The 18261-nt window shown below is 51.3% G+C and carries 20 protein-coding genes; 11 read left to right on the top strand and 9 right to left on the bottom strand.

Annotated elements, in window-relative coordinates:
• Positions 1-66 precede the first annotated feature (66 nt).
• The 3 genes from cysN to NXT09_RS06540 are packed head-to-tail and all read left to right on the top strand — an operon-like array spanning position 67 to position 2504.
• Entirely contained in the window at positions 67-1494 is a 1428-nt protein-coding gene (gene cysN, locus NXT09_RS06550; protein ID WP_039285240.1) for a sulfate adenylyltransferase subunit CysN, read from the top strand.
• Positions 1433-2113: an adenylyl-sulfate kinase gene (gene cysC / locus NXT09_RS06545; RefSeq protein ID WP_268579204.1), complete on the top strand. Its 681-nt coding sequence runs from the start codon at positions 1433-1435 to the stop codon at positions 2111-2113. Before cysN ends, cysC begins: the two co-directional genes overlap by 62 nt.
• Before the next feature lie 55 nt (positions 2114-2168).
• The gene (locus tag NXT09_RS06540; protein ID WP_029368162.1) at positions 2169-2504 is read left to right on the top strand and encodes a DUF3561 family protein; all 336 of its coding nucleotides are present in this window, start codon (positions 2169-2171) and stop codon (positions 2502-2504) included.
• Between the two features lie 51 nt (positions 2505-2555).
• On the opposite strand, the gene NXT09_RS06535 is transcribed toward NXT09_RS06540, so the two are convergent.
• The 3 genes from NXT09_RS06535 to NXT09_RS06525 all read right to left on the bottom strand — a co-directional run bounded on the left by NXT09_RS06535 (position 2556) and on the right by NXT09_RS06525 (position 4948).
• The gene (locus NXT09_RS06535) at positions 2556-3278 is read right to left on the bottom strand and encodes an amino acid ABC transporter ATP-binding protein (RefSeq protein WP_205551822.1); all 723 of its coding nucleotides are present in this window, start codon (positions 3276-3278) and stop codon (positions 2556-2558) included.
• Positions 3265-4029, bottom strand: coding sequence for an amino acid ABC transporter permease (locus NXT09_RS06530; RefSeq protein WP_014916460.1), 765 nt, complete (start codon positions 4027-4029; stop codon positions 3265-3267). Before NXT09_RS06530 ends, NXT09_RS06535 begins: the two co-directional genes overlap by 14 nt.
• A gap of 133 nt (positions 4030-4162) precedes the next feature.
• Positions 4163-4948: a basic amino acid ABC transporter substrate-binding protein gene (locus tag NXT09_RS06525; protein WP_268579203.1), complete on the bottom strand. Its 786-nt coding sequence runs from the start codon at positions 4946-4948 to the stop codon at positions 4163-4165.
• Between the two features lie 331 nt (positions 4949-5279).
• On the opposite strand from NXT09_RS06525, the gene ftsB reads away from it, so the two are divergent.
• The 7 genes from ftsB to rpoS all read left to right on the top strand — a co-directional run bounded on the left by ftsB (position 5280) and on the right by rpoS (position 11337).
• Positions 5280-5615: a cell division protein FtsB gene (gene ftsB / locus NXT09_RS06520; RefSeq protein WP_010299850.1), complete on the top strand. Its 336-nt coding sequence runs from the start codon at positions 5280-5282 to the stop codon at positions 5613-5615.
• 3 nt (positions 5616-5618) lie between these two features.
• Positions 5619-6332: a 2-C-methyl-D-erythritol 4-phosphate cytidylyltransferase gene (gene ispD, locus NXT09_RS06515; RefSeq protein WP_010681586.1), complete on the top strand. Its 714-nt coding sequence runs from the start codon at positions 5619-5621 to the stop codon at positions 6330-6332.
• A gap of 53 nt (positions 6333-6385) precedes the next feature.
• Positions 6386-6883, top strand: coding sequence for a 2-C-methyl-D-erythritol 2,4-cyclodiphosphate synthase (gene ispF, locus NXT09_RS06510; RefSeq protein ID WP_005973491.1), 498 nt, complete (start codon positions 6386-6388; stop codon positions 6881-6883).
• 89 nt (positions 6884-6972) lie between these two features.
• The gene (gene truD, locus NXT09_RS06505; protein ID WP_268579405.1) at positions 6973-8019 is read left to right on the top strand and encodes a tRNA pseudouridine(13) synthase TruD; all 1047 of its coding nucleotides are present in this window, start codon (positions 6973-6975) and stop codon (positions 8017-8019) included.
• Positions 8020-8158: 139 nt separating this feature from the next.
• Positions 8159-8785 (top strand): protein-L-isoaspartate(D-aspartate) O-methyltransferase, encoded by a 627-nt coding sequence (locus NXT09_RS06500; protein ID WP_039470279.1) that lies wholly within the window; start codon positions 8159-8161, stop codon positions 8783-8785.
• 483 nt (positions 8786-9268) lie between these two features.
• Complete coding sequence (gene nlpD, locus NXT09_RS06495; RefSeq protein ID WP_205551381.1) at positions 9269-10291, top strand: murein hydrolase activator NlpD; 1023 nt, start codon at positions 9269-9271, stop codon at positions 10289-10291.
• Between the two features lie 53 nt (positions 10292-10344).
• Positions 10345-11337: an RNA polymerase sigma factor RpoS gene (rpoS, locus tag NXT09_RS06490; protein WP_010299820.1), complete on the top strand. Its 993-nt coding sequence runs from the start codon at positions 10345-10347 to the stop codon at positions 11335-11337.
• A 105-nt stretch (positions 11338-11442) separates the two neighbouring features.
• Here the strand turns inward: rpoS and proS are convergent, their stop codons facing one another.
• The 6 genes from proS to metN all read right to left on the bottom strand — a co-directional run bounded on the left by proS (position 11443) and on the right by metN (position 17106).
• Positions 11443-13161 carry a proline--tRNA ligase gene (gene proS / locus NXT09_RS06485; protein ID WP_268579202.1) on the bottom strand — a complete coding sequence of 573 codons (1719 nt, stop codon included), beginning with the start codon at positions 13159-13161 and terminating at the stop codon, positions 11443-11445.
• A 145-nt stretch (positions 13162-13306) separates the two neighbouring features.
• A complete protein-coding gene (gene tsaA / locus NXT09_RS06480; RefSeq protein ID WP_268579201.1) occupies positions 13307-14023 on the bottom strand; it encodes a tRNA (N6-threonylcarbamoyladenosine(37)-N6)-methyltransferase TrmO in 717 nt (238 codons plus the stop codon).
• The gene (gene rcsF / locus NXT09_RS06475) at positions 14020-14430 is read right to left on the bottom strand and encodes an envelope stress sensor lipoprotein RcsF (RefSeq protein WP_039361185.1); all 411 of its coding nucleotides are present in this window, start codon (positions 14428-14430) and stop codon (positions 14020-14022) included. The genes tsaA and rcsF overlap by 4 nt, the downstream gene beginning before the upstream one ends.
• A 118-nt stretch (positions 14431-14548) precedes the next feature.
• A complete protein-coding gene (locus NXT09_RS06470; RefSeq protein ID WP_039272834.1) occupies positions 14549-15364 on the bottom strand; it encodes a MetQ/NlpA family lipoprotein in 816 nt (271 codons plus the stop codon).
• A 64-nt stretch (positions 15365-15428) separates the two neighbouring features.
• Positions 15429-16082, bottom strand: a complete 654-nt coding sequence (locus NXT09_RS06465) for a methionine ABC transporter permease MetI (protein WP_205551377.1) — start codon at positions 16080-16082, stop codon at positions 15429-15431.
• Positions 16075-17106, bottom strand: coding sequence for a methionine ABC transporter ATP-binding protein MetN (metN, locus tag NXT09_RS06460; protein WP_268579200.1), 1032 nt, complete (start codon positions 17104-17106; stop codon positions 16075-16077). The genes NXT09_RS06465 and metN overlap by 8 nt, the downstream gene beginning before the upstream one ends.
• A gap of 180 nt (positions 17107-17286) precedes the next feature.
• On the opposite strand from metN, the gene gmhB reads away from it, so the two are divergent.
• Positions 17287-17850, top strand: a complete 564-nt coding sequence (gene gmhB / locus NXT09_RS06455) for a D-glycero-beta-D-manno-heptose 1,7-bisphosphate 7-phosphatase (protein WP_268579199.1) — start codon at positions 17287-17289, stop codon at positions 17848-17850.
• Positions 17851-18261: the final 411 nt, after the last annotated feature.

The raw sequence follows: 18261 nt of genomic DNA, 5'->3' as shown, positions 1-18261 counted from the left end.
CGAATGAGCCAAATTTCTTTAAAAGACACAGCGGCAGACAATGCGGCTGAGAAAGATGCAGTCGTCATCAACAATGCGATTGCACAGCAGATCGCCGAGCAGGGCGGTGTGGAAGCGTATTTACACGCGCAGCAGGATAAAACGCTGTTGCGTTTCCTGACCTGCGGTAGCGTCGACGATGGAAAAAGTACGCTGATTGGCCGTTTGCTGCACGACACGCGTCAGATTTATGAAGATCAGCTTAGTACCCTGCACAATGACAGCAAGCGTCTGGGTACGCAGGGCGAAAAGCTGGATCTGGCTCTGCTGGTCGATGGGCTTCAGGCCGAGCGTGAGCAGGGCATCACGATTGACGTGGCCTACCGCTATTTTTCCACGGAAAAACGCAAATTCATCATCGCCGATACGCCGGGACACGAGCAGTACACCCGCAACATGGCGACCGGCGCATCAACCTGCGAACTGGCAATTCTGTTGATTGACGCTCGCAAAGGCGTCCTGGATCAAACCCGTCGTCACAGCTTCATTGCGACCCTGCTGGGGATTCGCGATCTGGTGGTGGCGGTGAACAAAATGGATTTAGTGGATTATCAGCAAACGGTGTTTGAGCAGTTTAAGCAGGATTATCTGGATTTTGCTCAGCAGCTGCCTGCCGACCTGAATATCACCTTTGTGCCGATTTCCGCGCTGGATGGCGACAATGTCGCAACGCCAAGTACGACGATGGGCTGGTATACCGGGCCGACGCTGCTGGACGTGCTGGAAACGGTCAATGTGGCACAGCGTACGCTGGAGCAGCCGATGCGCTTCCCGGTGCAGTATGTGAATCGCCCGAATCTGGATTTCCGTGGCTACGCGGGCACGCTGGCATCCGGCATCATCCGCGTTGGGCAACGGGTTAAAGTGCTGCCATCCGGCGTAGAATCCACCGTCAGCCGTATTGTGACCTTTGACGGCGATTTACCGCAGGCGCAGGCGGGTGAAGCAATTACGCTGGTGCTGGCGGATGAGGTGGATATCAGCCGTGGTGATCTGCTGATCGACAGTAGCGAATCGCTGAAAGCGGTGCAGCATGCGCTGGTGGATGTCGTCTGGATGGCGGAGCAGCCGCTGGTGCCGGGACAGAGCTACGACATCAAGATTGGTGGTAAGAAAACGCGCGCTCGGGTCGAGAATATTCAGTATCAGGTTGAGATCAATACGCTGACGCAGCGCGTAGCGGAGAACCTGCCGCTGAATGGTATCGGTTCGGTTGAGCTGATTTTTGATGAGCCGCTGGTGTTGGATAACTATCAGCATAACGCGGTGACGGGCGGGATGATCTTTATCGACCGTCTGAGCAATGTCACGGTCGGTGCTGGTCTGGTGCGGGAGCCTATCGAGCAGGTGTATCAGGAGCCGGGCGCACACAGCGCGTTTGAGCTGGAACTGAATGCGCTGGTACGTCGCCACTTCCCACATTGGGGTGCGCGCGATCTGCTGGGAGGCAAGTAACGTGTCTTTACGCGATGAACCGACTGACGATAACGTCGTCTGGCATGCGCACGATGTCACCCGAGAGTCGCGCGAGAAGTTGCATGGTCATCAGGGCGTCGTTATCTGGTTTACCGGGTTGTCTGGATCCGGTAAATCCACGCTGGCGGGGACGCTGGAGCAGGCGCTACATCAACGTGGCGTCAGCACCTATCTGCTGGATGGCGACAATGTGCGGCACGGGTTGTGCCGCGATTTAGGCTTCACCGACGACGATCGGCGCGAAAACATCCGCCGCGTGGGCGAAGTCGCCAAACTGATGGTAGATGCCGGTTTGGTGGTCCTGACCGCGTTTATCTCGCCGCACCGCGCCGAGCGTAAAATGGTGCAGGATTTACTGGGCGAAGGGCAGTTCATCGAAGTCTTCGTGGATACGCCGTTAGCGACCTGTGAAGCGCGCGATCCTAAGGGGCTGTATAAAAAAGCCCGTGCCGGAGAGCTGCGTAATTTCACCGGGATCGACTCGGCGTATGAAGCGCCAGAGGCGCCAGATAGTCATCTGGATGGCGAACAATTAGTAACAAATTTGACAGACCAATTGTTAGATCTGCTCGGCAAGAGAGCTATTATCAAGCTCTGATATCCCGCTTTTTTCACCGCGCTAGAGGGTGATGAGGGGACGAATGGGAAAGATTATGCAAAATGCCACGCAGTTAACGATTAGCAAGACTCGGCCAGCGCAACAAGAAGAAGATGACGGCGTTTCCTACCTGTTTATGGGTGCGGTAACGGGGTTCTCCTTTTATTGGTTGGCCTTTACTATCCCTTTTCTGGTATACGGCTCTAATACCACGTTTTTCTTCATGCTCTACACCTGGCCGTTTTTTCTGGCGCTGATGCCGTTTTCAGTGCTGGTTGGTGTCGGGTTTAGCTTCCTGCTGAGAGGCTATCTTTTTTATACGCTTTTTGCGACAGGGCTGACGGTGGTCTGCCTGTTTTGGCTGGTATTTTCTTTTCTGACGGGGTGGTAAAAGAAAAAGGCTGCCAGCGAGGAAGACGCTGACAGCCCAGGTCTACCGTATTTACAGTATCTTGCTCAGGAAAGCCTGCGTGCGCGGGTTACTCGGATGAGTAAAGATTGCGTCTGGCGTTCCCTGTTCCTGAATAATCCCCTGATCGATAAAGATCACTCTATCGGCCACTTCTCTGGCAAATGCCATTTCATGGGTCACGATGACCATCGTCATGCCTTCATTCGCCAGCGTTTTCATGACTGCTAACACTTCGCCAACCAGCTCCGGGTCCAACGCGGATGTCGGTTCATCGAACAACATGATCGCGGGTTCCATCGCTAACGCGCGGGCAATCGCGACACGCTGCTGCTGTCCGCCGGACAGGCTATTCGGCCAGGCATCGATTTTATCCAGCAGGCCGACCTTGCTGAGCAACGCTTTAGCCCGTTCAACGGCCTGTGCGCGCGGCAATTTTTTCACATCCATCGGTGCCATAATTATGTTTTCCAACACCGTCATGTGCGGAAACAGATTAAAGCGCTGGAACACCATCCCCACGCTTTCGCGCACGCGATTGATATTGGTTTTCTGATCGTGAATGGCAAAACCGTTGACCGTAATCTCGCCTGCCGATAGCGTCTCCAGTGCGTTGATGCAGCGCAGAAAGGTACTTTTTCCTGAACCGGATGGACCAATCAGGCAGAGCACTTCCTGAGGCGCGATGTCGCAAGAAATACCGCGCAGGACATGCGTATCACCAAACTGTTTTTGCAGGTTTTTAACGTGAATCACTTTTGCCAAACCTCGTTTCCATGTGCCGCACCAGCAGCGAAAGCAGGAAAGTAATAACCCAATAAACGATAGAGATCGTCAGGTAGGGTTCCCAGTACGTGGCGTAAGCCCCTGACACCGTACGTGCGGCATAGGCGAGATCCGCCAATCCGATTGCCGAAGCCAGCGATGAATCTTTCACAATCGCGATGGCGTTGTTGCCCAGCGGCGGCAGCATGCGGCGAAAAGCCTGCGGCAGAATGACTTTCCGCATAGTGCGGCCATAGCTCATTCCGAGAGAGCGTGACGCTTCCATCTGACCGCGATCGATCGACTGAATACCGGCGCGGAATATCTCGGAGACATAGGCACCCGCATTCAGCGTAATCGCCACGACGCAAGAGAGGAACGCGCCGTAATCTGAGCGTAGCGTGCGGGCAAAATCGACCGACATAATATTGCTGGTCACCAGCAATCCATCACGTGGGTTGATGAATAGCGGCACCAGCGCGAAGTGCACCACCATGATTTGTACAAACAGCGGCGTGCCGCGGAAGGCGCTGATGTAGATGCGTACTGGCCATTGCACGCCGTAGTGCAGGATATATTTCCACGGCCCGTGCGGCGCCTGCGCTAAGCGGCCTAATCCGAGTGTTAATCCCCAGCAGGTGCCAAGAATGACACAGATAATGGTACATTTGATGGTCATCCAGGTGCCTTCCATAAACAGCGGGGCATATTCCTGAATGATCTCCCAACGAAATCCCGTCAAGATCGTTTCCTTTTTTGAATAGGCTAACGTAATGATTATTCTAAATTAAACCGGACAGGCTAGCTGTCCGGTTGATGCGACGTCTCGTGTGAGGCGGTGGAGGCCTGGAGAGGTGCGCAGTATCTTGCAGGCGTTATTCTGCGGGTAAGGTCGGAACGTTGTTATCAAACCAGGTTTGATAGATCTTGGCGTAGGTGCCATCAGCAACGATTTTTTTCAGCCCAGAGTTAATCTTCGCGCGCAGCTGATCGTTGCCTTTCGCGACAGCGATCCCGAAATACTGGCGTTCGAATTTGGCATCGGAAACCAGATTGAACTGTTTTTCAGGGTGAGTCTTAATGTAAAACTTCACCACGCCTACGTCGCCAACCGCTGCGCCCACACCATCTTCATACAGCTCTTGTAACATTAACGGGGTGTTATCAAAGCGCTTAATCGATGTACTGTTTTTGCCTAATACATCGGAGACCACGATATCGGCGGTACTGGAGTTCACGACACCGACTTTGTGATCTTTCAGCGCAGCAATCGAGTCGATCGTTGAGCCTTTAGGCACCACGATGGACTGCTCGGCTGGGAAATACGGTGCGGAGAAATCGACCATTTGCTTACGTTTGTCGGTAATCGTGATACCGGAAATGATAATGTCGCGGTCGCCGGAGTTAAGGGTCGCGAAGATCCCTTCCCACGGCGTATTGATCAGCTTGATATTAAAATTCTCCGCCTTGGCGATCGCTTTAATAATATCAATATCAAAGCCTTCCAGCTCTTTCTGCGCGTTTTCAAATTCAAAGGGACGATAGGTTCCGCCAGAGCCAACAACGTAAGTGGGTTCCGCAGCGAAGACGCTGGTGGGGAATACGGTAGTGGATAGTGCGGTGGTGAAGAGCGCACCAACGAATAACAATTTTTTGAACATGGTTTTCTCCTGGTTTAAATGTAAAATTTTCTTTTTTTATGCACTTTGTATGCATAAAAATACACAGATAGCATTAATGGTTCAACTGACGTTTTTCCTATGGACGGTTTTAGCCAGGCGGACGCGATGTTCTTGCATCTTCTGACGAATAGAAAGTACGAGAGGATGAATGGACGACGTGAGTGTGTCGGGGGTACGCGTTTGGCGTGCTCTTCTGCCCGAAATATCCCCATTTGGGCACGCGGCAGAGTGAATATTGCCTCCCACTGCCGGACACAGTGGAGTCGAAACAAAAGTTATGGGATGATTAGGCGGTTTTTCAGGGGGCGGGATGGGAAAGCTTACGCTGTTATTATTGATATTGCTTGGCTGGCTTCAGTACTCACTGTGGCTGGGCAAGAATGGCATTCATGATTATGTGCGGGTGAAAGATGATGTTGTTGTCCAGCAGGGGAACAATGCCAAATTAAAAGACCGTAACGAACAGCTGTTTGCTGAAATTGACGACCTCAATGGCGGACAGGAAGCGATTGAAGAGCGCGCACGTAATGAGCTGGGTATGATTAAACCCGGTGAAAGCTTCTATCGTCTGGTGCCAGAATCGAACCATCGTAACGCGAATACGACGTCATCTAATAACGCTTCATCCAACAACACACAACGTTGACGCATGCAGACACCACGTCTTTCCCCGCCTGACATTGTTGCCGTTTTGCCCGCCGCGGGTAACGGCAGCCGGATGCAAAACGATCGTCCTAAGCAGTATCTGACGATTGGCAATGATGCGACCGGCCATAAAACCATTCTTGAACATACTATCGACGCGCTTTTACGCCATTCACGCGTGCAGCGTGTCGTCGTCGTTATCAGTCCTGATGACGCCTTCTTTCATACCCTGGCGATTGCCAACGATCCCCGTATTTGTGCCGTGACGGGCGGGCAGCAGCGTGCGGATTCCGTGCTGGCTGGGCTGTCTGCCGTTGCCGATAGTGCATGGGCGTTAGTGCATGACGCGGCGCGTCCGTGTCTGCATCAGGACGATCTGACGCGCCTGCTGGCGATTGTCGAGCAGAGTGACGTTGGTGGAATTCTGGCCGCGCCGGTTCGTGATACCATGAAGCGTGGCACGGACGGGTTTATCGATCGCACGGTAGAACGTAACGATTTATGGCATGCGCTGACGCCGCAGCTTTTTCCTGCGGCGCTGTTGAAACAGTGCCTGCAACGGGCGCTTCAGGATGGCGTTGCCGTCACAGATGAAGCCTCCGCGTTGGAATACTGTGGCTATCGCCCGCAAATTATCAGCGGACGCTCGGATAATATCAAAGTCACTCGTCCAGAGGATTTGGCATTAGCCGAATTCTATTTAACCAGTTTGCAGTAACCTCATTTTATTCGCTAAATTTATTCGTTAAATACAGATAAGGAGAACGCGCGATGCGTATCGGTCACGGTTTTGATGTCCATAAGTTCGGTGGAGAAGGTCCGCTGGTGATCGGTGGCGTGCGAATTCCTTATACTCAAGGCCTGCTGGCCCATTCCGATGGGGATGTGGTGCTGCATGCGGTAACCGATGCGCTTTTAGGAGCCGCCGCGCTGGGTGACATTGGTAAGCTGTTCCCTGATACCGATCCGGCCTTTAAAGGCGCGGACAGCCGTGGCCTGCTGCGTGAAGCCTGGCGTCGTATCAATGAAAAAGGCTACCAGTTAGGCAATCTGGACGTCACGATTATTGCGCAGGCACCGAAAATGGCACCGCATATCCCGCAAATGCGCGTGAATCTGGCGGAAGATTTGCAGTGTCATATGGACGACGTCAATGTGAAAGCGACCACGACAGAACAGTTAGGCTTTACTGGTCGCGGCGAAGGCATTGCCTGCGAAGCCGTTGCCCTGCTGGTGAAAAAAGAAACGGGCGAAATTGTTGCGTGGTAAGCGATTGTCTTATCAGTCATAGAAAATTAACAGTATAAAAACAATGTTGTGGCCGTGCGTCATCCGGTCATGCACGTTGTAGGATAATGATGGAAAATAGCGAACAACTCGTCTGGTTGCACGGTGAACCACAGGCTACGGGTTCATTGAAATCCACTGCTGAAGATTTTCTGGTGGTGGAAGATCTGGGGTTTCAGCCAGATGGTGACGGTGAGCAAGTATTGGTGCGCGTGCGCAAGCGCGGTTGCAATACGCAATTTGTGGCCGAGATGCTGGCGAAATTTGTTCGTCTACCGCTGCGTGCCGTCAGCTATGCGGGCCTGAAAGATCGTCATGCTGTCACCGAACAGTGGTTCTGCCTGCACATGCCGGGAAAAGAGACGCCAGATTTCTCCTTGCTGGCGCTTGAAGGCTGTGATGTGCTTGAGGTGACTCGCCATCGTCGCAAGCTGCGGATCGGCACGCTGCGGGGTAACCATTTTACGTTGGTGCTGCGTCAGGTCAGCGACCGAAACGAGGTCGACGCTCGTTTGGCGCTGATTGCCGCGAACGGCGCGCCTAATTATTTCGGCAGCCAGCGTTTCGGGCGTAACGGAAATAATCTTGAGCAGGCTCGTCTTTGGGCAAATAACGAGATTCGGGTAAAAGAACGCAGTAAGCGGAGTTTTTATCTTTCCGCCAGCCGCAGTGCGATGTTTAATCAGGTTGCCAGTGCACGACTCGCGGGGCAGCAGGCGAAAACTGTTTTGTGTGGTGATGCATTGCAGCTAACCGGGCGTGGCAGCTGGTTTGTTGCTAAGTCTGACGAATTAGACGTTTTACAGGCGCGCCTTGATGCGGGCGAACTCCAGATTACTGCGCCGCTGCCTGGTGATGGTGAACTGGGTACGCAGGACGACGCACGGGTATTTGAAGAACAGGCTTTGGTCGGACAAGACACGCTGTGGTCTTTGATTAAGCGTGAGCGGGTCGAACCTGCCCGGCGTGCGGTGTTGCTGTATCCGCAGCAGATGCACTGGGAATGGCAGGACGATGCGACTGTGGAAGTGAAATTCTGGCTACCTGCGGGCAGTTTTGCGACCAGCGTGGTGCGTGAATTGCTGCATTCACAACAGGATACCGATCTCGGTGCCTGATGTACTGCGCTACGTTTTTGCAGAAAATGGTTGAAGAGAATAATGCCGGCAGCCGTGCAATAGCGGCGGCTGGTTTACCCCTGTGCGGGAAAATTGCTGTATTGGTGACGAGGTTAACCAGAGCTGAGGTCGGCGGGGAATGGTAAACAAGCGTATAGAAACGTTGTTGGCGCAGCTGCGCCAACAGGGCATTCAGGACGAGCGTCTGCTGAAGGCGATAGAAGCCGTACCCAGAGAACGTTTTGTTGATGAGGCTTTCGAGCATAAAGCGTATGAAAATACCGCTCTGCCTATTGGTTCCGGCCAGACGATTTCGCAGCCCTATATCGTTGCGAAGATGACGGAACTGCTCAGCCTGACGCCCGAATCCCGCGTGCTGGAGATTGGCACTGGGTCGGGTTATCAAACGGCAATTCTCGCGCATTTGGTGCGGCACGTTTGCTCGGTTGAGCGCATCAAAGGGCTGCAATGGCAGGCTAAACGTCGCTTAAAGCAGCTTGATCTGCATAATGTTTCTACCCGTCATGGCGATGGGTGGCAGGGCTGGGCATCGCGCGGGCCGTTTGATGCCATCATCGTGACTGCTGCACCGCCGGAAATTCCCCGAGCGCTGATGGAACAGCTTGATGAAGGCGGGGTGATGGTGTTGCCCGTCGGTGAACAGTCACAATACTTACAAGTTGTTCAACGCCATGCTGGCGAATTTATTATTCAAACGGTTGAAGCTGTTCGGTTTGTTCCGCTGGTCAAAGGGGAATTAGCCTGATACCGTGGCGTTGGTATGCATTTGTTGTTAAGTCTTTAAAATTTCAACACAACTGTTTTATAGTGCGAACTTGTTGATATTGTTAGCATCTAATCATCGTGGTGCCTTTCTCGTTTTGCTTATGCGCCAGCGATGGTGAAGTAGCGATCTTTCTCGTTCCAACTAACGAATAAATCACCGGATACCGGTTACGCTACAATCACTTACGCTACGGGCAGTTGAGCCACGGCCAGTTAAGCGAGAGCAGATGCGAGGCAGAGATGTCCGAATTGAGTTCTGAGCATTACTGTTTTTTGAATGTTATATAGCCTAAATAATTCGAGTTGCAGGCAGGCGGCAAGCGCACGAACCCTCAGGAGCTTACATCAGTAAGTGACTGGGGTGAGTAAGAGAAGCCAACGTACATGCAGCTTGAAGTATGACGGATATAGTTACTTTTTTGAACGCTATAGTTATAGGGGAGTAAGGCGCATGGGAAGCCGAATGATGAATTTGCGTCACATTGCTGCTTGTACGGTGATTGTCTTAGGATTGGCGGGATGTACCAACAATAATTCCAAATCCGCACCGATTAGCAGCGTTGACGGAAATACGGGCAACCGAGGGGGAATGTTATCTGCGCCACCATCACGCATTTCAACGGCGGGTGAAAGCGTTGCAACAACGTCCGATGGACGCATTGTTTACAACCGCAGCTACGGCAATATTCCGAAAGGCAGCTACAGCGGCGGCAATTCCTACACTGTTAAACGGGGCGATACCCTGTTTTATATCGCGTGGATTACCGGTAATGACTACCGGGATCTGGCGCAGCGCAACAATATTCCTGAGCCGTATAGCCTGAATGTGGGGCAATCACTGAGCTTAGGCAGCGGCTCTGGTAACAACGCTTCGGGCGGCGGCCTGATGAGCGGTGGTGGAATGCTGGCAACAACTGATGCCACCCGAAGTGGTGTACCAACGCCACCATCAAGTGCGCAAATACAAACTACATCGGTTGATTCTCAGTCAACTAATGCGTATTCTGGTAATCAGGGTAAACAGAATGTAGGTAAGATGTTACCTACAACAGGGGCACCAACAACCGCTCCTGTTTCCGCACCAGCGGCTGTTGCCAGCAGCAATACGGCTGCTGTCGGCAGTTGGCGTTGGCCTACCGATGGGAAAGTCATAGATAGTTTCTCCGCTTCCGAGGGGGGAAATAAAGGGATTGATATCGCCGGCTCACGTGGGCAACCGATCACCGCAACCGCCAGTGGGCGCGTGGTGTACGCGGGTAATGCGCTACGTGGTTACGGAAATCTGATAATCATCAAACATAATGATGACTACCTCAGTGCCTATGCCCATAACGATACGATGCTAGTCCGTGAGCAACAAGACGTCACGGCAGGACAAAAAATCGCTACGATGGGCAGTACGGGCACCAGCTCAGTTCGCTTGCACTTTGAAATTCGTTACAAGGGGAAATCCGTAAACCCGCTGCGTTTTCTGCCGCAGCGATAAATCGGGCAGAGTATTTCGGTATTCTGCCAAGGGATCACGGGTAGGAGCCACTTATGAGCCAAAGTACGCTGAAAGTTAACGAGTTACATGAAGATACCGATTTCGAAGAAAATGGACTTGACGTTTTTGACGATAAAGCGCTGGCAGAGGAAGATACCAATGATAATGACTCGGCGGAAGACGAGCTATTATCGCAAGGGGTCCCACAGCGTGTCCTTGACGCAACACAGCTCTATTTAGGAGAGATCGGCTATTCGCCGCTTTTAACCGCAGAAGAAGAAGTTTATTTTGCCCGACGCGCGTTGCGTGGCGATGTCCCATCGCGCCGCCGGATGATCGAGAGTAACCTGCGGCTGGTGGTGAAAATTGCCCGCCGTTACAACAATCGTGGTCTGGCGCTGCTGGACCTGATTGAAGAGGGGAACCTTGGCCTGATCCGTGCGGTTGAAAAATTCGATCCAGAAAGAGGATTCCGTTTTTCAACCTATGCAACCTGGTGGATTCGACAAACGATAGAACGGGCGATCATGAATCAAACCCGAACCATCCGTTTGCCGATTCATATTGTCAAAGAACTTAACGTTTATCTGCGCACCGCGCGCGAACTGTCTCATAAACTGGATCACGAGCCGAGTGCGGAAGAAATTGCCGAACAGCTTGATAAGCCCGTTGATGACGTCAACCGCATGCTGCGTCTGAATGAACGTATTACTTCCGTCGATACCCCGCTGGGTGGTGATTCGGAAAAAGCGCTGCTGGATATTCTGGCAGACGAAAAAGATAACGGACCTGAAGACACCACTCAGGATAACGATATGAAGCAGAATATCGTTAAATGGTTGTTTGAGCTTAATGCCAAACAGCGTGAGGTGTTGGCGCGTCGTTTCGGCCTGCTAGGGTACGAAGCGGCTACGCTGGAAGATGTGGGTCGTGAAATCGGTTTAACGCGTGAACGTGTTCGCCAGATTCAGGTTGAAGGCTTACGTCGCCTGCGGGAAATTTTGCAGGTTCAGGGGTTGAGCATTGAAGAACTGTTTCGTGAATAATTCGTGACGCGTTACTGATGTCTTGAAATAAAAAATGGTGGGGAAACCCACCATTTTTTTATGTCCGTATTCGCCCTTTCGCGTGAAAGGGCGGTCCGACGGCGATTAGCGGACGATATTCGCCAGCAGGAAATCGACGATTTCGCTGGTTTTAATCATTTGCTTTTCACCGACCCGACGGTTCTTATATTCAATCTCTTCGCTATCCAGATTGCGATCGCCAATGACGATGGTATGCGGCACGCCAATCAACTCCATATCGGCGAACATCACGCCTGGACGCTCTTTACGGTCATCAAGCAGAACTTCAATACCTTTAGCGCGCAACTGCTGGTAGATATCCTCAGCCACTTCCTTCACGCGGAAAGACTTGTGCATGTTCATTGGCAGAATAGCAACGTGGAAAGGTGCAATCGCATCTGGCCAGATGATGCCGCGTTCGTCATGATTCTGTTCAATCGCCGCTGCGACAACGCGCGTCACACCAATACCGTAGCAACCCATCGTCAGCGTCTGGTTGCGGCCGTCTTCACCTTGAACTGTCGCTTTCAGCGCTTCAGAATACTTGCTGCCCAGTTGGAAAATATGGCCCACTTCGATACCGCGTTTAATTTGCAGTGTGCCTTTGCCGTCTGGACTGATGTCGCCTTCAACTACGTTACGGATATCTGCAACCTGCGGCAGCGTAACGTCACGTTCCCAGTTGATACCAAAATAGTGTTTGCCATCAATGTTCGCGCCAGCGCTGAAATCGCTCATCGCCGCAACGGTACGATCGACAACAACAGGGATCGTCAGCTTGACCGGGCCAAGTGAACCTGGGCCTGCGCCGATGGTGGCACGAATTTCTTCTTCCGTTGCGAATGTCAGCGGGCTGGCAACCTGAGCAATTTTCTCTGCTTTGATTTCGTTCAGTTCGTGATCGCCACGAACCAGCAGCGCAACCAGTTTATGGCCGCTTTCTTCCGTTGCTTTAACCAGCAGCGTCTTCACGGTTTTTTCTACCGGCAGCTTAAACTGCTCAACCAGCTCGGCGATGGTCTTGGCATTTGGCGTATCAACCAGACGCAACTCTTCTGTCGCTTCAGCGCGGCCTAACTTCGGCGCAACCGCTTCTGCCAGTTCAATGTTTGCTGCGTAGTCGGATTCCGTTGAGAAAACGATATCGTCTTCACCGCTGGTCGCCAGTACCTGAAACTCATGGGATGCGTTACCGCCGATAGAACCGGTATCCGCCTGAACGGCTCTGAAATCCAGATCCATACGGCTGAAAATCTGGCTGTAAGCGGCGTACATCGCGTCGTAGGTAACCTGCAACGATTCCTGTGAAGTATGGAAAGAGTAGGCGTCTTTCATCAGGAATTCACGTGAACGCATCACGCCAAAACGCGGGCGCACTTCATCGCGGAATTTGGTTTGAATCTGGAAGAAATTCAGCGGCAGCTGCTTATAAGAGCTGATTTCATTACGAATCAGGTCAGTAATGACCTCTTCATGTGTTGGGCCGAGCACAAATGGGCGCTCACCACGATCGACAAAGCGCAGCAGTTCCGGGCCATATTGATCCCAACGTCCACTTTCCACCCATAAATCGGCAGGCTGAACAACGGGCATGGAAACTTCAATCGCGCCAGCGTTGTTCATCTCTTCGCGCACGATATTTTCAACTTTTCTCAAAACACGTAAACCGGTTGGCAACCAGGTGTAAAGGCCTGAGGCCAGTTTACGAATCATTCCTGCCCGGAGCATCAACTGATGGCTGATGACTTCTGCATCGGCTGGCGTCTCCTTGAGTGTGGAGAGCATGTATTGGCTAGTACGCATGGGGTTTTAGTTCCGTTAGAACGACAAATAGCATAGGGCTGCCGCGCAGCCGAAGGCACATAAAAAGTGGCTTAGTTTACCAGCGTGGGCGACGTGTCAAAAGAGAGCAGGGACAATTTTAGAATATATTGCTGCGGTTCGTGTATTAACACGTGTGCGACGGGTCGAGACTTAACACTTCGGTTTGTTCTTCGCATACGCGCCAGCGCACATTGAATTCCAATAGTAAAACGGCGTATTCCCGTGTAGTGCTTTCCCCTTTACGGTAGGCAGGACGCGGATCCTGTGCCAATACCTGCGAGATAAAGCGTTTTAACTGGGGATATTTCTTTTGGTGTTCTGCAATCTGGCTTTCTGCAAGGGGGGAAAAAGTGACTGGCATCGCGGCATCGGGTGCCATTTGGGCAAAGCCCGCTCGCGCCTGAGGATGGCTTTCTGCAAAGGGTAGATAAGGTTTGATATCGACGACCGGTGTGCCATCGACCAGATCAAGACTGCCTAAGTCGAGCGTGATCGCATCGCCTTTTGTTCGGATCCCTTTTAATTCAACCAGCGACATGCCAACAGGATTGGGACGGAAGGTGGAACGTGTAGCGAAAACGCCCGTACGTGTGTTTCCTCCCAGACGCGGTGGTCGAACTGTCGGACGCCACCCGCCTTCCATCGTTTGATGAAAGATGAACAATATCCAAATATGGCTGAAGTCTTCCAACCCCCGCACACAGTCCGCCTGATTGTACGGCGGTAATAGCTGAAGCTCTCCGCCTCCGTCTTCAATCAGACCCGGCTGCCGCGGAATGGCAAACTTTTCTTTATACGGTGAGCGGATAATCCCGATCTGATTGAAAACAAATTGACTCATTGTGCAGAAACTTTCAGCGCAGTGCCTTGGCAAACGACCTGGCTGTAGCAACCCGCTACGCCGCTGACGGTTTGGCATTCATGCAGTAAAACCGCATTCGCTTTCATTGCCGTTGCGCGGTTTTGCATTCTTTTACGCGCATTTGCCGCGTTAGGGGGAGAGTCCTGAGCGCTAACCTGACACGAGGAGCCTGAAACTTCGCCCATATCACGGAAAGGTTTACCGACTAATTCTTCTGCACTTTTATATAACACCGCTGGCGTTGGGCGAGCCACAGGCTTCGGTTTAGGCGCAGGTTCTACAGTTTTGGTTTCAATAGCGGGTTGAGGTGTCGGTGCCGGTGGCTTCTGAAATAAAGAACAGCCTGTTAGCGACATGGCCAACAATATAAAGGGAACAGCACGCATTAAGGATTCCTCTGCTTTTTCTCAAAGAGCGGGTATTGAAGCAAGCAATTGCATAAATAACAAGACGGGCCGTAGCCCGTCTTACAGATATCTTTTAATTAAACGCGTTAGGGTGGGATTACCAGCCTTTCACTGCGCCGCCATTAAAGATTTTATTTGCTGCGTCATTCACTTCATCAGATTGATAAGCCTGAACGAATTTCTTCACGTTTTCAGCGTCTTTGTTGTCTTCGCGTGAAACCAGCAGGTTTACATACGGAGAGTCTTTCTCTTCAACAAACAGGCCGTCTTTGGTCGGCGTCAGGTTAATCTGGCTAGCGTAAGTGGTGTTGATTACAGCCAGCGCGATTTGTGCGTCATCTAAAGAACGTGGCAGCTGTGGTGCTTCCAGCTCAACCAGTTTGATATTTTTCGGGTTTTCGGTCACATCCAGTACGGTTGGCAGCAGACCAACGTTGTCTTTCAGTTTAATCAAGCCGACTTTTTGCAGCAGCAGCAGAGAACGGCCCAGGTTGGTCGGGTCGTTTGGCAGTGCAACTTGAGCACCATCTTGCAGCTCATTCAGCGATTTGATTTTTTTGGAGTAACCCGCGATTGGGTAAACAAAGCTGTTGCCGACAGAAACCAGCTTATAACCACGATCTTTGATCTGCTGATCCAGATAAGGTTTGTGCTGGAAGGCATTCAGGTCGATGTCGCCTTTGCTCAGGGCTTCATTTGGCAAAACGTAGTCGTTGAATGTGACCAATTCAACGTCCAGGCCGTATTTGTCTTTCGCCACTTTCTGCGCAATTTCCGCCACTTGCTGCTCTGCACCAACAATAACGCCGACTTTAATATGATTAGGATTCTTTTCTTCCTGACCACATCCCGCTAGCGCCAGAGCACCAATAAGTGCGCCAATGGTCGCAATAGATTTCAGTTTAATCGCCATATCCTTACCCCTAATTAATTATTCTCTTGGCAGATGCCTGTATGGCAAATGCGTATTGTGATGACTACTTGTGTGTGACAGCTTTTACTGCCCTGTCGCCGCAGAATTGAATCAGGTAAACCAAAACAACCAGTAATATTAATACCGTATTCATGACCGTCGCGTTATAACCAATATAACCATACTGATAACCAATTTGACCTAAGCCGCCTGCGCCCACGGCTCCACCCATAGCAGAATAGCCTACGAGTGTGATTAGCGTGATAGTTGCGGCATTAATGAGTCCCGGTAATGCTTCCGGCAGTAATATTTTTCTGATGATTTGCATTGGCGTTGCGCCCATCGCACGGGCAGCTTCGATCAGGCCGGTAGGAATTTCAAGCAGCGCATTTTCCACCATGCGAGCAATAAACGGTGCGGCACCGACGGTGAGAGGAACGATAGCCGCTTGCAGACCAATCGAGGTTCCGACAATGATGCGGGTAAAAGGAATCATCCACACCAGCAAAATAATGAACGGAATCGAGCGGAAGATGTTTACCAGTGCAGAAACGGTCCGGTAGAGTTTTGGGTTGGCGATGATTTGCCCCGGACGCGTGGTATACAACAATACGCCCACGGGTAAGCCAAGCACAAAGCCAAAGAAACCAGAAACGAACGTCATCGCGATGGTTTCCCATACTCCCTTAGCCATTAACCACATCATTGCTTCAGACATAACCCAGAACCTCAATTGTAACGTGACTTTCCTGCAGGAATTGGATTGCGGCTTGGATATCCGCATCGTTGCCGTGCATTTCTGCCAGCATGATGCCGAACTTGACGCCACCGGCATAATCCATCTGGGCACTGATAATGTTGTTGTTGACGTTAAAGCGTCGAGCAACCTCGGACAGCAGCGGAGCATCCACCGATTTACCCGTAAACTCCATCCGTAATAATGGCGTGGTATCCGGGAGAGAGTCAGGGGACAGACGGGCGAGGTAATCGTCAGGGATGTCCAGGTGTAACGTTGACTGAATGAATTTCTGCGCCAGCGGCGTTTTCGGGTGTGAGAAGACTTCGCTTACGGTGTCCTGCTCGATGAGACGTCCGTCGCTGATCACCGCAACCTGATCGCAAATGCGTTTCACTACATCCATCTCATGGGTAATAAGAAGGATGGTTAGACCAAGGCGGCGATTGATGTCTTTCAGTAACTCAAGAATCGAACGGGTTGTTGCAGGATCCAACGCGCTGGTTGCTTCGTCACACAGCAGAACTTTAGGATTGCTAGCCAGCGCACGGGCAATAGCGACACGCTGCTTTTGTCCGCCGGACAAATTGGCTGGGTAGACATCATGCTTATCTGCCAGTCCAACCAACTCCAACAACTCATTGACTCGTTTAGTGATGTCGGCTTTCGGCGTGTTATCCAATTCCAGCGGTAGTGAAATGTTGCCAAAAACGGTGCGCGAAGCGAGCAGGTTGAAGTGTTGGAAAATCATGCCGATTTGACGGCGTGCGCGCGTCAGCTGGCTATCTGATAGCTGGGTCAGCTCTTGCCCATCAACCAGAACTTTCCCTTCTGTCGGACGTTCCAATAAATTGACGCAGCGGATTAGTGTACTTTTACCTGCGCCCGATGCGCCGATAACGCCATAAATTTGCCCGGTGGGAACATGAAGGCTGACATCAGCAAGCGCGGTAATTGTTCGCCCGTTTTGCTGAAAAACCTTAGTAATATTAGAAAGTTCAATCATATGTTTTTTATCGTGAGTGCCTATGGCTGGATAAATCAGTTTCTGTATTAACAGAATATGAAACGGATGTTAGGGCGTCTAGACGTCTAAGTCAATCGGGATTGTCATGGCTCTGCATTCTCCCTATGCGTGAAAACATGCGATACTACTGTGTAATTTAGGCATTCAGGAGCAAAGTCAGTGGCACAAAGCGTTCCAGCAGTTTTTCTTGATCGTGACGGCACGATCAATGTCGATCACGGTTATGTTCATGACATTGACCATTTTCAATTTATTGATGGCGTCATTGATGCCATGCGTGAGTTGAAAAGCATGGGGTTCGCGCTGGTTGTGGTGACGAATCAGTCCGGCATCGCCCGCGGTAAGTTTACAGAAGATCAGTTTATGCAACTGACGGAGTGGATGGACTGGTCACTGGCCGATCGTGGTGTTGATCTGGATGGCATCTATTTTTGTCCGCATCACCCTGAAGCTGGGGAAGATGAGTATCGCCAGAGCTGTGATTGCCGTAAGCCTGAGCCGGGCATGCTGCTTTCCGCACAGCGTGAGTTGAACATTGATATGGCAGCTTCTTATATGGTGGGAGACAAATTAGAGGATATTCAGGCTGCGATTGGCGCTGGTATAGGAAAAAAACTGCTGGTTCGTACCGGTAAACCCGTCACTGAACACGGCGAGGCACTGGCCGATGGTGTGCTGGAAAGCCTCGCAGACCTGCCAAAATGGATAAAAACGCGCAGTTAACAAGCGGAACGCATGAAAGATGCGCAAACAGAAAAAAGTTTACGAGATTTGCTTGCGCTTCTGAATCGGCTCCCTATAATGCGCCTCCATCGACACGGCGCTGTGAACACACAACCGGGTCGATAAAGGAAGAGAAAACACGTTAAAATAAGCGTTGACTCTGAAGGTGAAAAGCGTAATATACGCCACCTCGCGAAGTGGTTAAGGCCACAACGCACTGCTCTTTAACAATTTAATCAGACAATCTGTGTGGGCACTCACAAGACCGTATCTTAACGATATAAAAAGTCTTGAAGAGTGAACAACAGTAAATTCATTACGAATAAACAGTTACTAATTCTTTGAGCATCGCTGACGAGTTCAGCAAATCAAACAAATCTTAAATTGAAGAGTTTGATCATGGCTCAGATT

Origin of the sequence: Pectobacterium jejuense (assembly GCF_026800125.1) — a bacterium.
Classification (GTDB): Bacteria; Pseudomonadota; Gammaproteobacteria; order Enterobacterales; family Enterobacteriaceae; genus Pectobacterium; species Pectobacterium jejuense.
The sequence above is the reverse complement of the archived record's forward strand: the minus strand, read 5'-3'. Positions and strand labels throughout refer to the sequence as shown.

Excerpts from the sequence above, each read along its gene's own strand:
- cysC (WP_268579204.1), top strand. The coding sequence starts at position 1,433 with ATGCGCTGGTACGTCGCCACTTCCCACATTGGGGTGCGCGCGATCTGC.
- NXT09_RS06540 (WP_029368162.1), top strand. The coding sequence starts at position 2,169 with ATGCAAAATGCCACGCAGTTAACGATTAGCAAGACTCGGCCAGCGCAA.
- NXT09_RS06525 (WP_268579203.1), bottom strand. The coding sequence starts at position 4,948 with ATGTTCAAAAAATTGTTATTCGTTGGTGCGCTCTTCACCACCGCACTA.
- ftsB (WP_010299850.1), top strand. The coding sequence starts at position 5,280 with ATGGGAAAGCTTACGCTGTTATTATTGATATTGCTTGGCTGGCTTCAG.
- ispD (WP_010681586.1), top strand. The coding sequence starts at position 5,619 with ATGCAGACACCACGTCTTTCCCCGCCTGACATTGTTGCCGTTTTGCCC.
- ispF (WP_005973491.1), top strand. The coding sequence starts at position 6,386 with ATGCGTATCGGTCACGGTTTTGATGTCCATAAGTTCGGTGGAGAAGGT.
- truD (WP_268579405.1), top strand. The coding sequence starts at position 6,973 with ATGGAAAATAGCGAACAACTCGTCTGGTTGCACGGTGAACCACAGGCT.
- NXT09_RS06500 (WP_039470279.1), top strand. The coding sequence starts at position 8,159 with ATGGTAAACAAGCGTATAGAAACGTTGTTGGCGCAGCTGCGCCAACAG.
- nlpD (WP_205551381.1), top strand. The coding sequence starts at position 9,269 with ATGATGAATTTGCGTCACATTGCTGCTTGTACGGTGATTGTCTTAGGA.
- rpoS (WP_010299820.1), top strand. The coding sequence starts at position 10,345 with ATGAGCCAAAGTACGCTGAAAGTTAACGAGTTACATGAAGATACCGAT.
- proS (WP_268579202.1), bottom strand. The coding sequence starts at position 13,161 with ATGCGTACTAGCCAATACATGCTCTCCACACTCAAGGAGACGCCAGCC.
- tsaA (WP_268579201.1), bottom strand. The coding sequence starts at position 14,023 with ATGAGTCAATTTGTTTTCAATCAGATCGGGATTATCCGCTCACCGTAT.
- rcsF (WP_039361185.1), bottom strand. The coding sequence starts at position 14,430 with ATGCGTGCTGTTCCCTTTATATTGTTGGCCATGTCGCTAACAGGCTGT.
- NXT09_RS06470 (WP_039272834.1), bottom strand. The coding sequence starts at position 15,364 with ATGGCGATTAAACTGAAATCTATTGCGACCATTGGCGCACTTATTGGT.
- NXT09_RS06465 (WP_205551377.1), bottom strand. The coding sequence starts at position 16,082 with ATGTCTGAAGCAATGATGTGGTTAATGGCTAAGGGAGTATGGGAAACC.
- metN (WP_268579200.1), bottom strand. The coding sequence starts at position 17,106 with ATGATTGAACTTTCTAATATTACTAAGGTTTTTCAGCAAAACGGGCGA.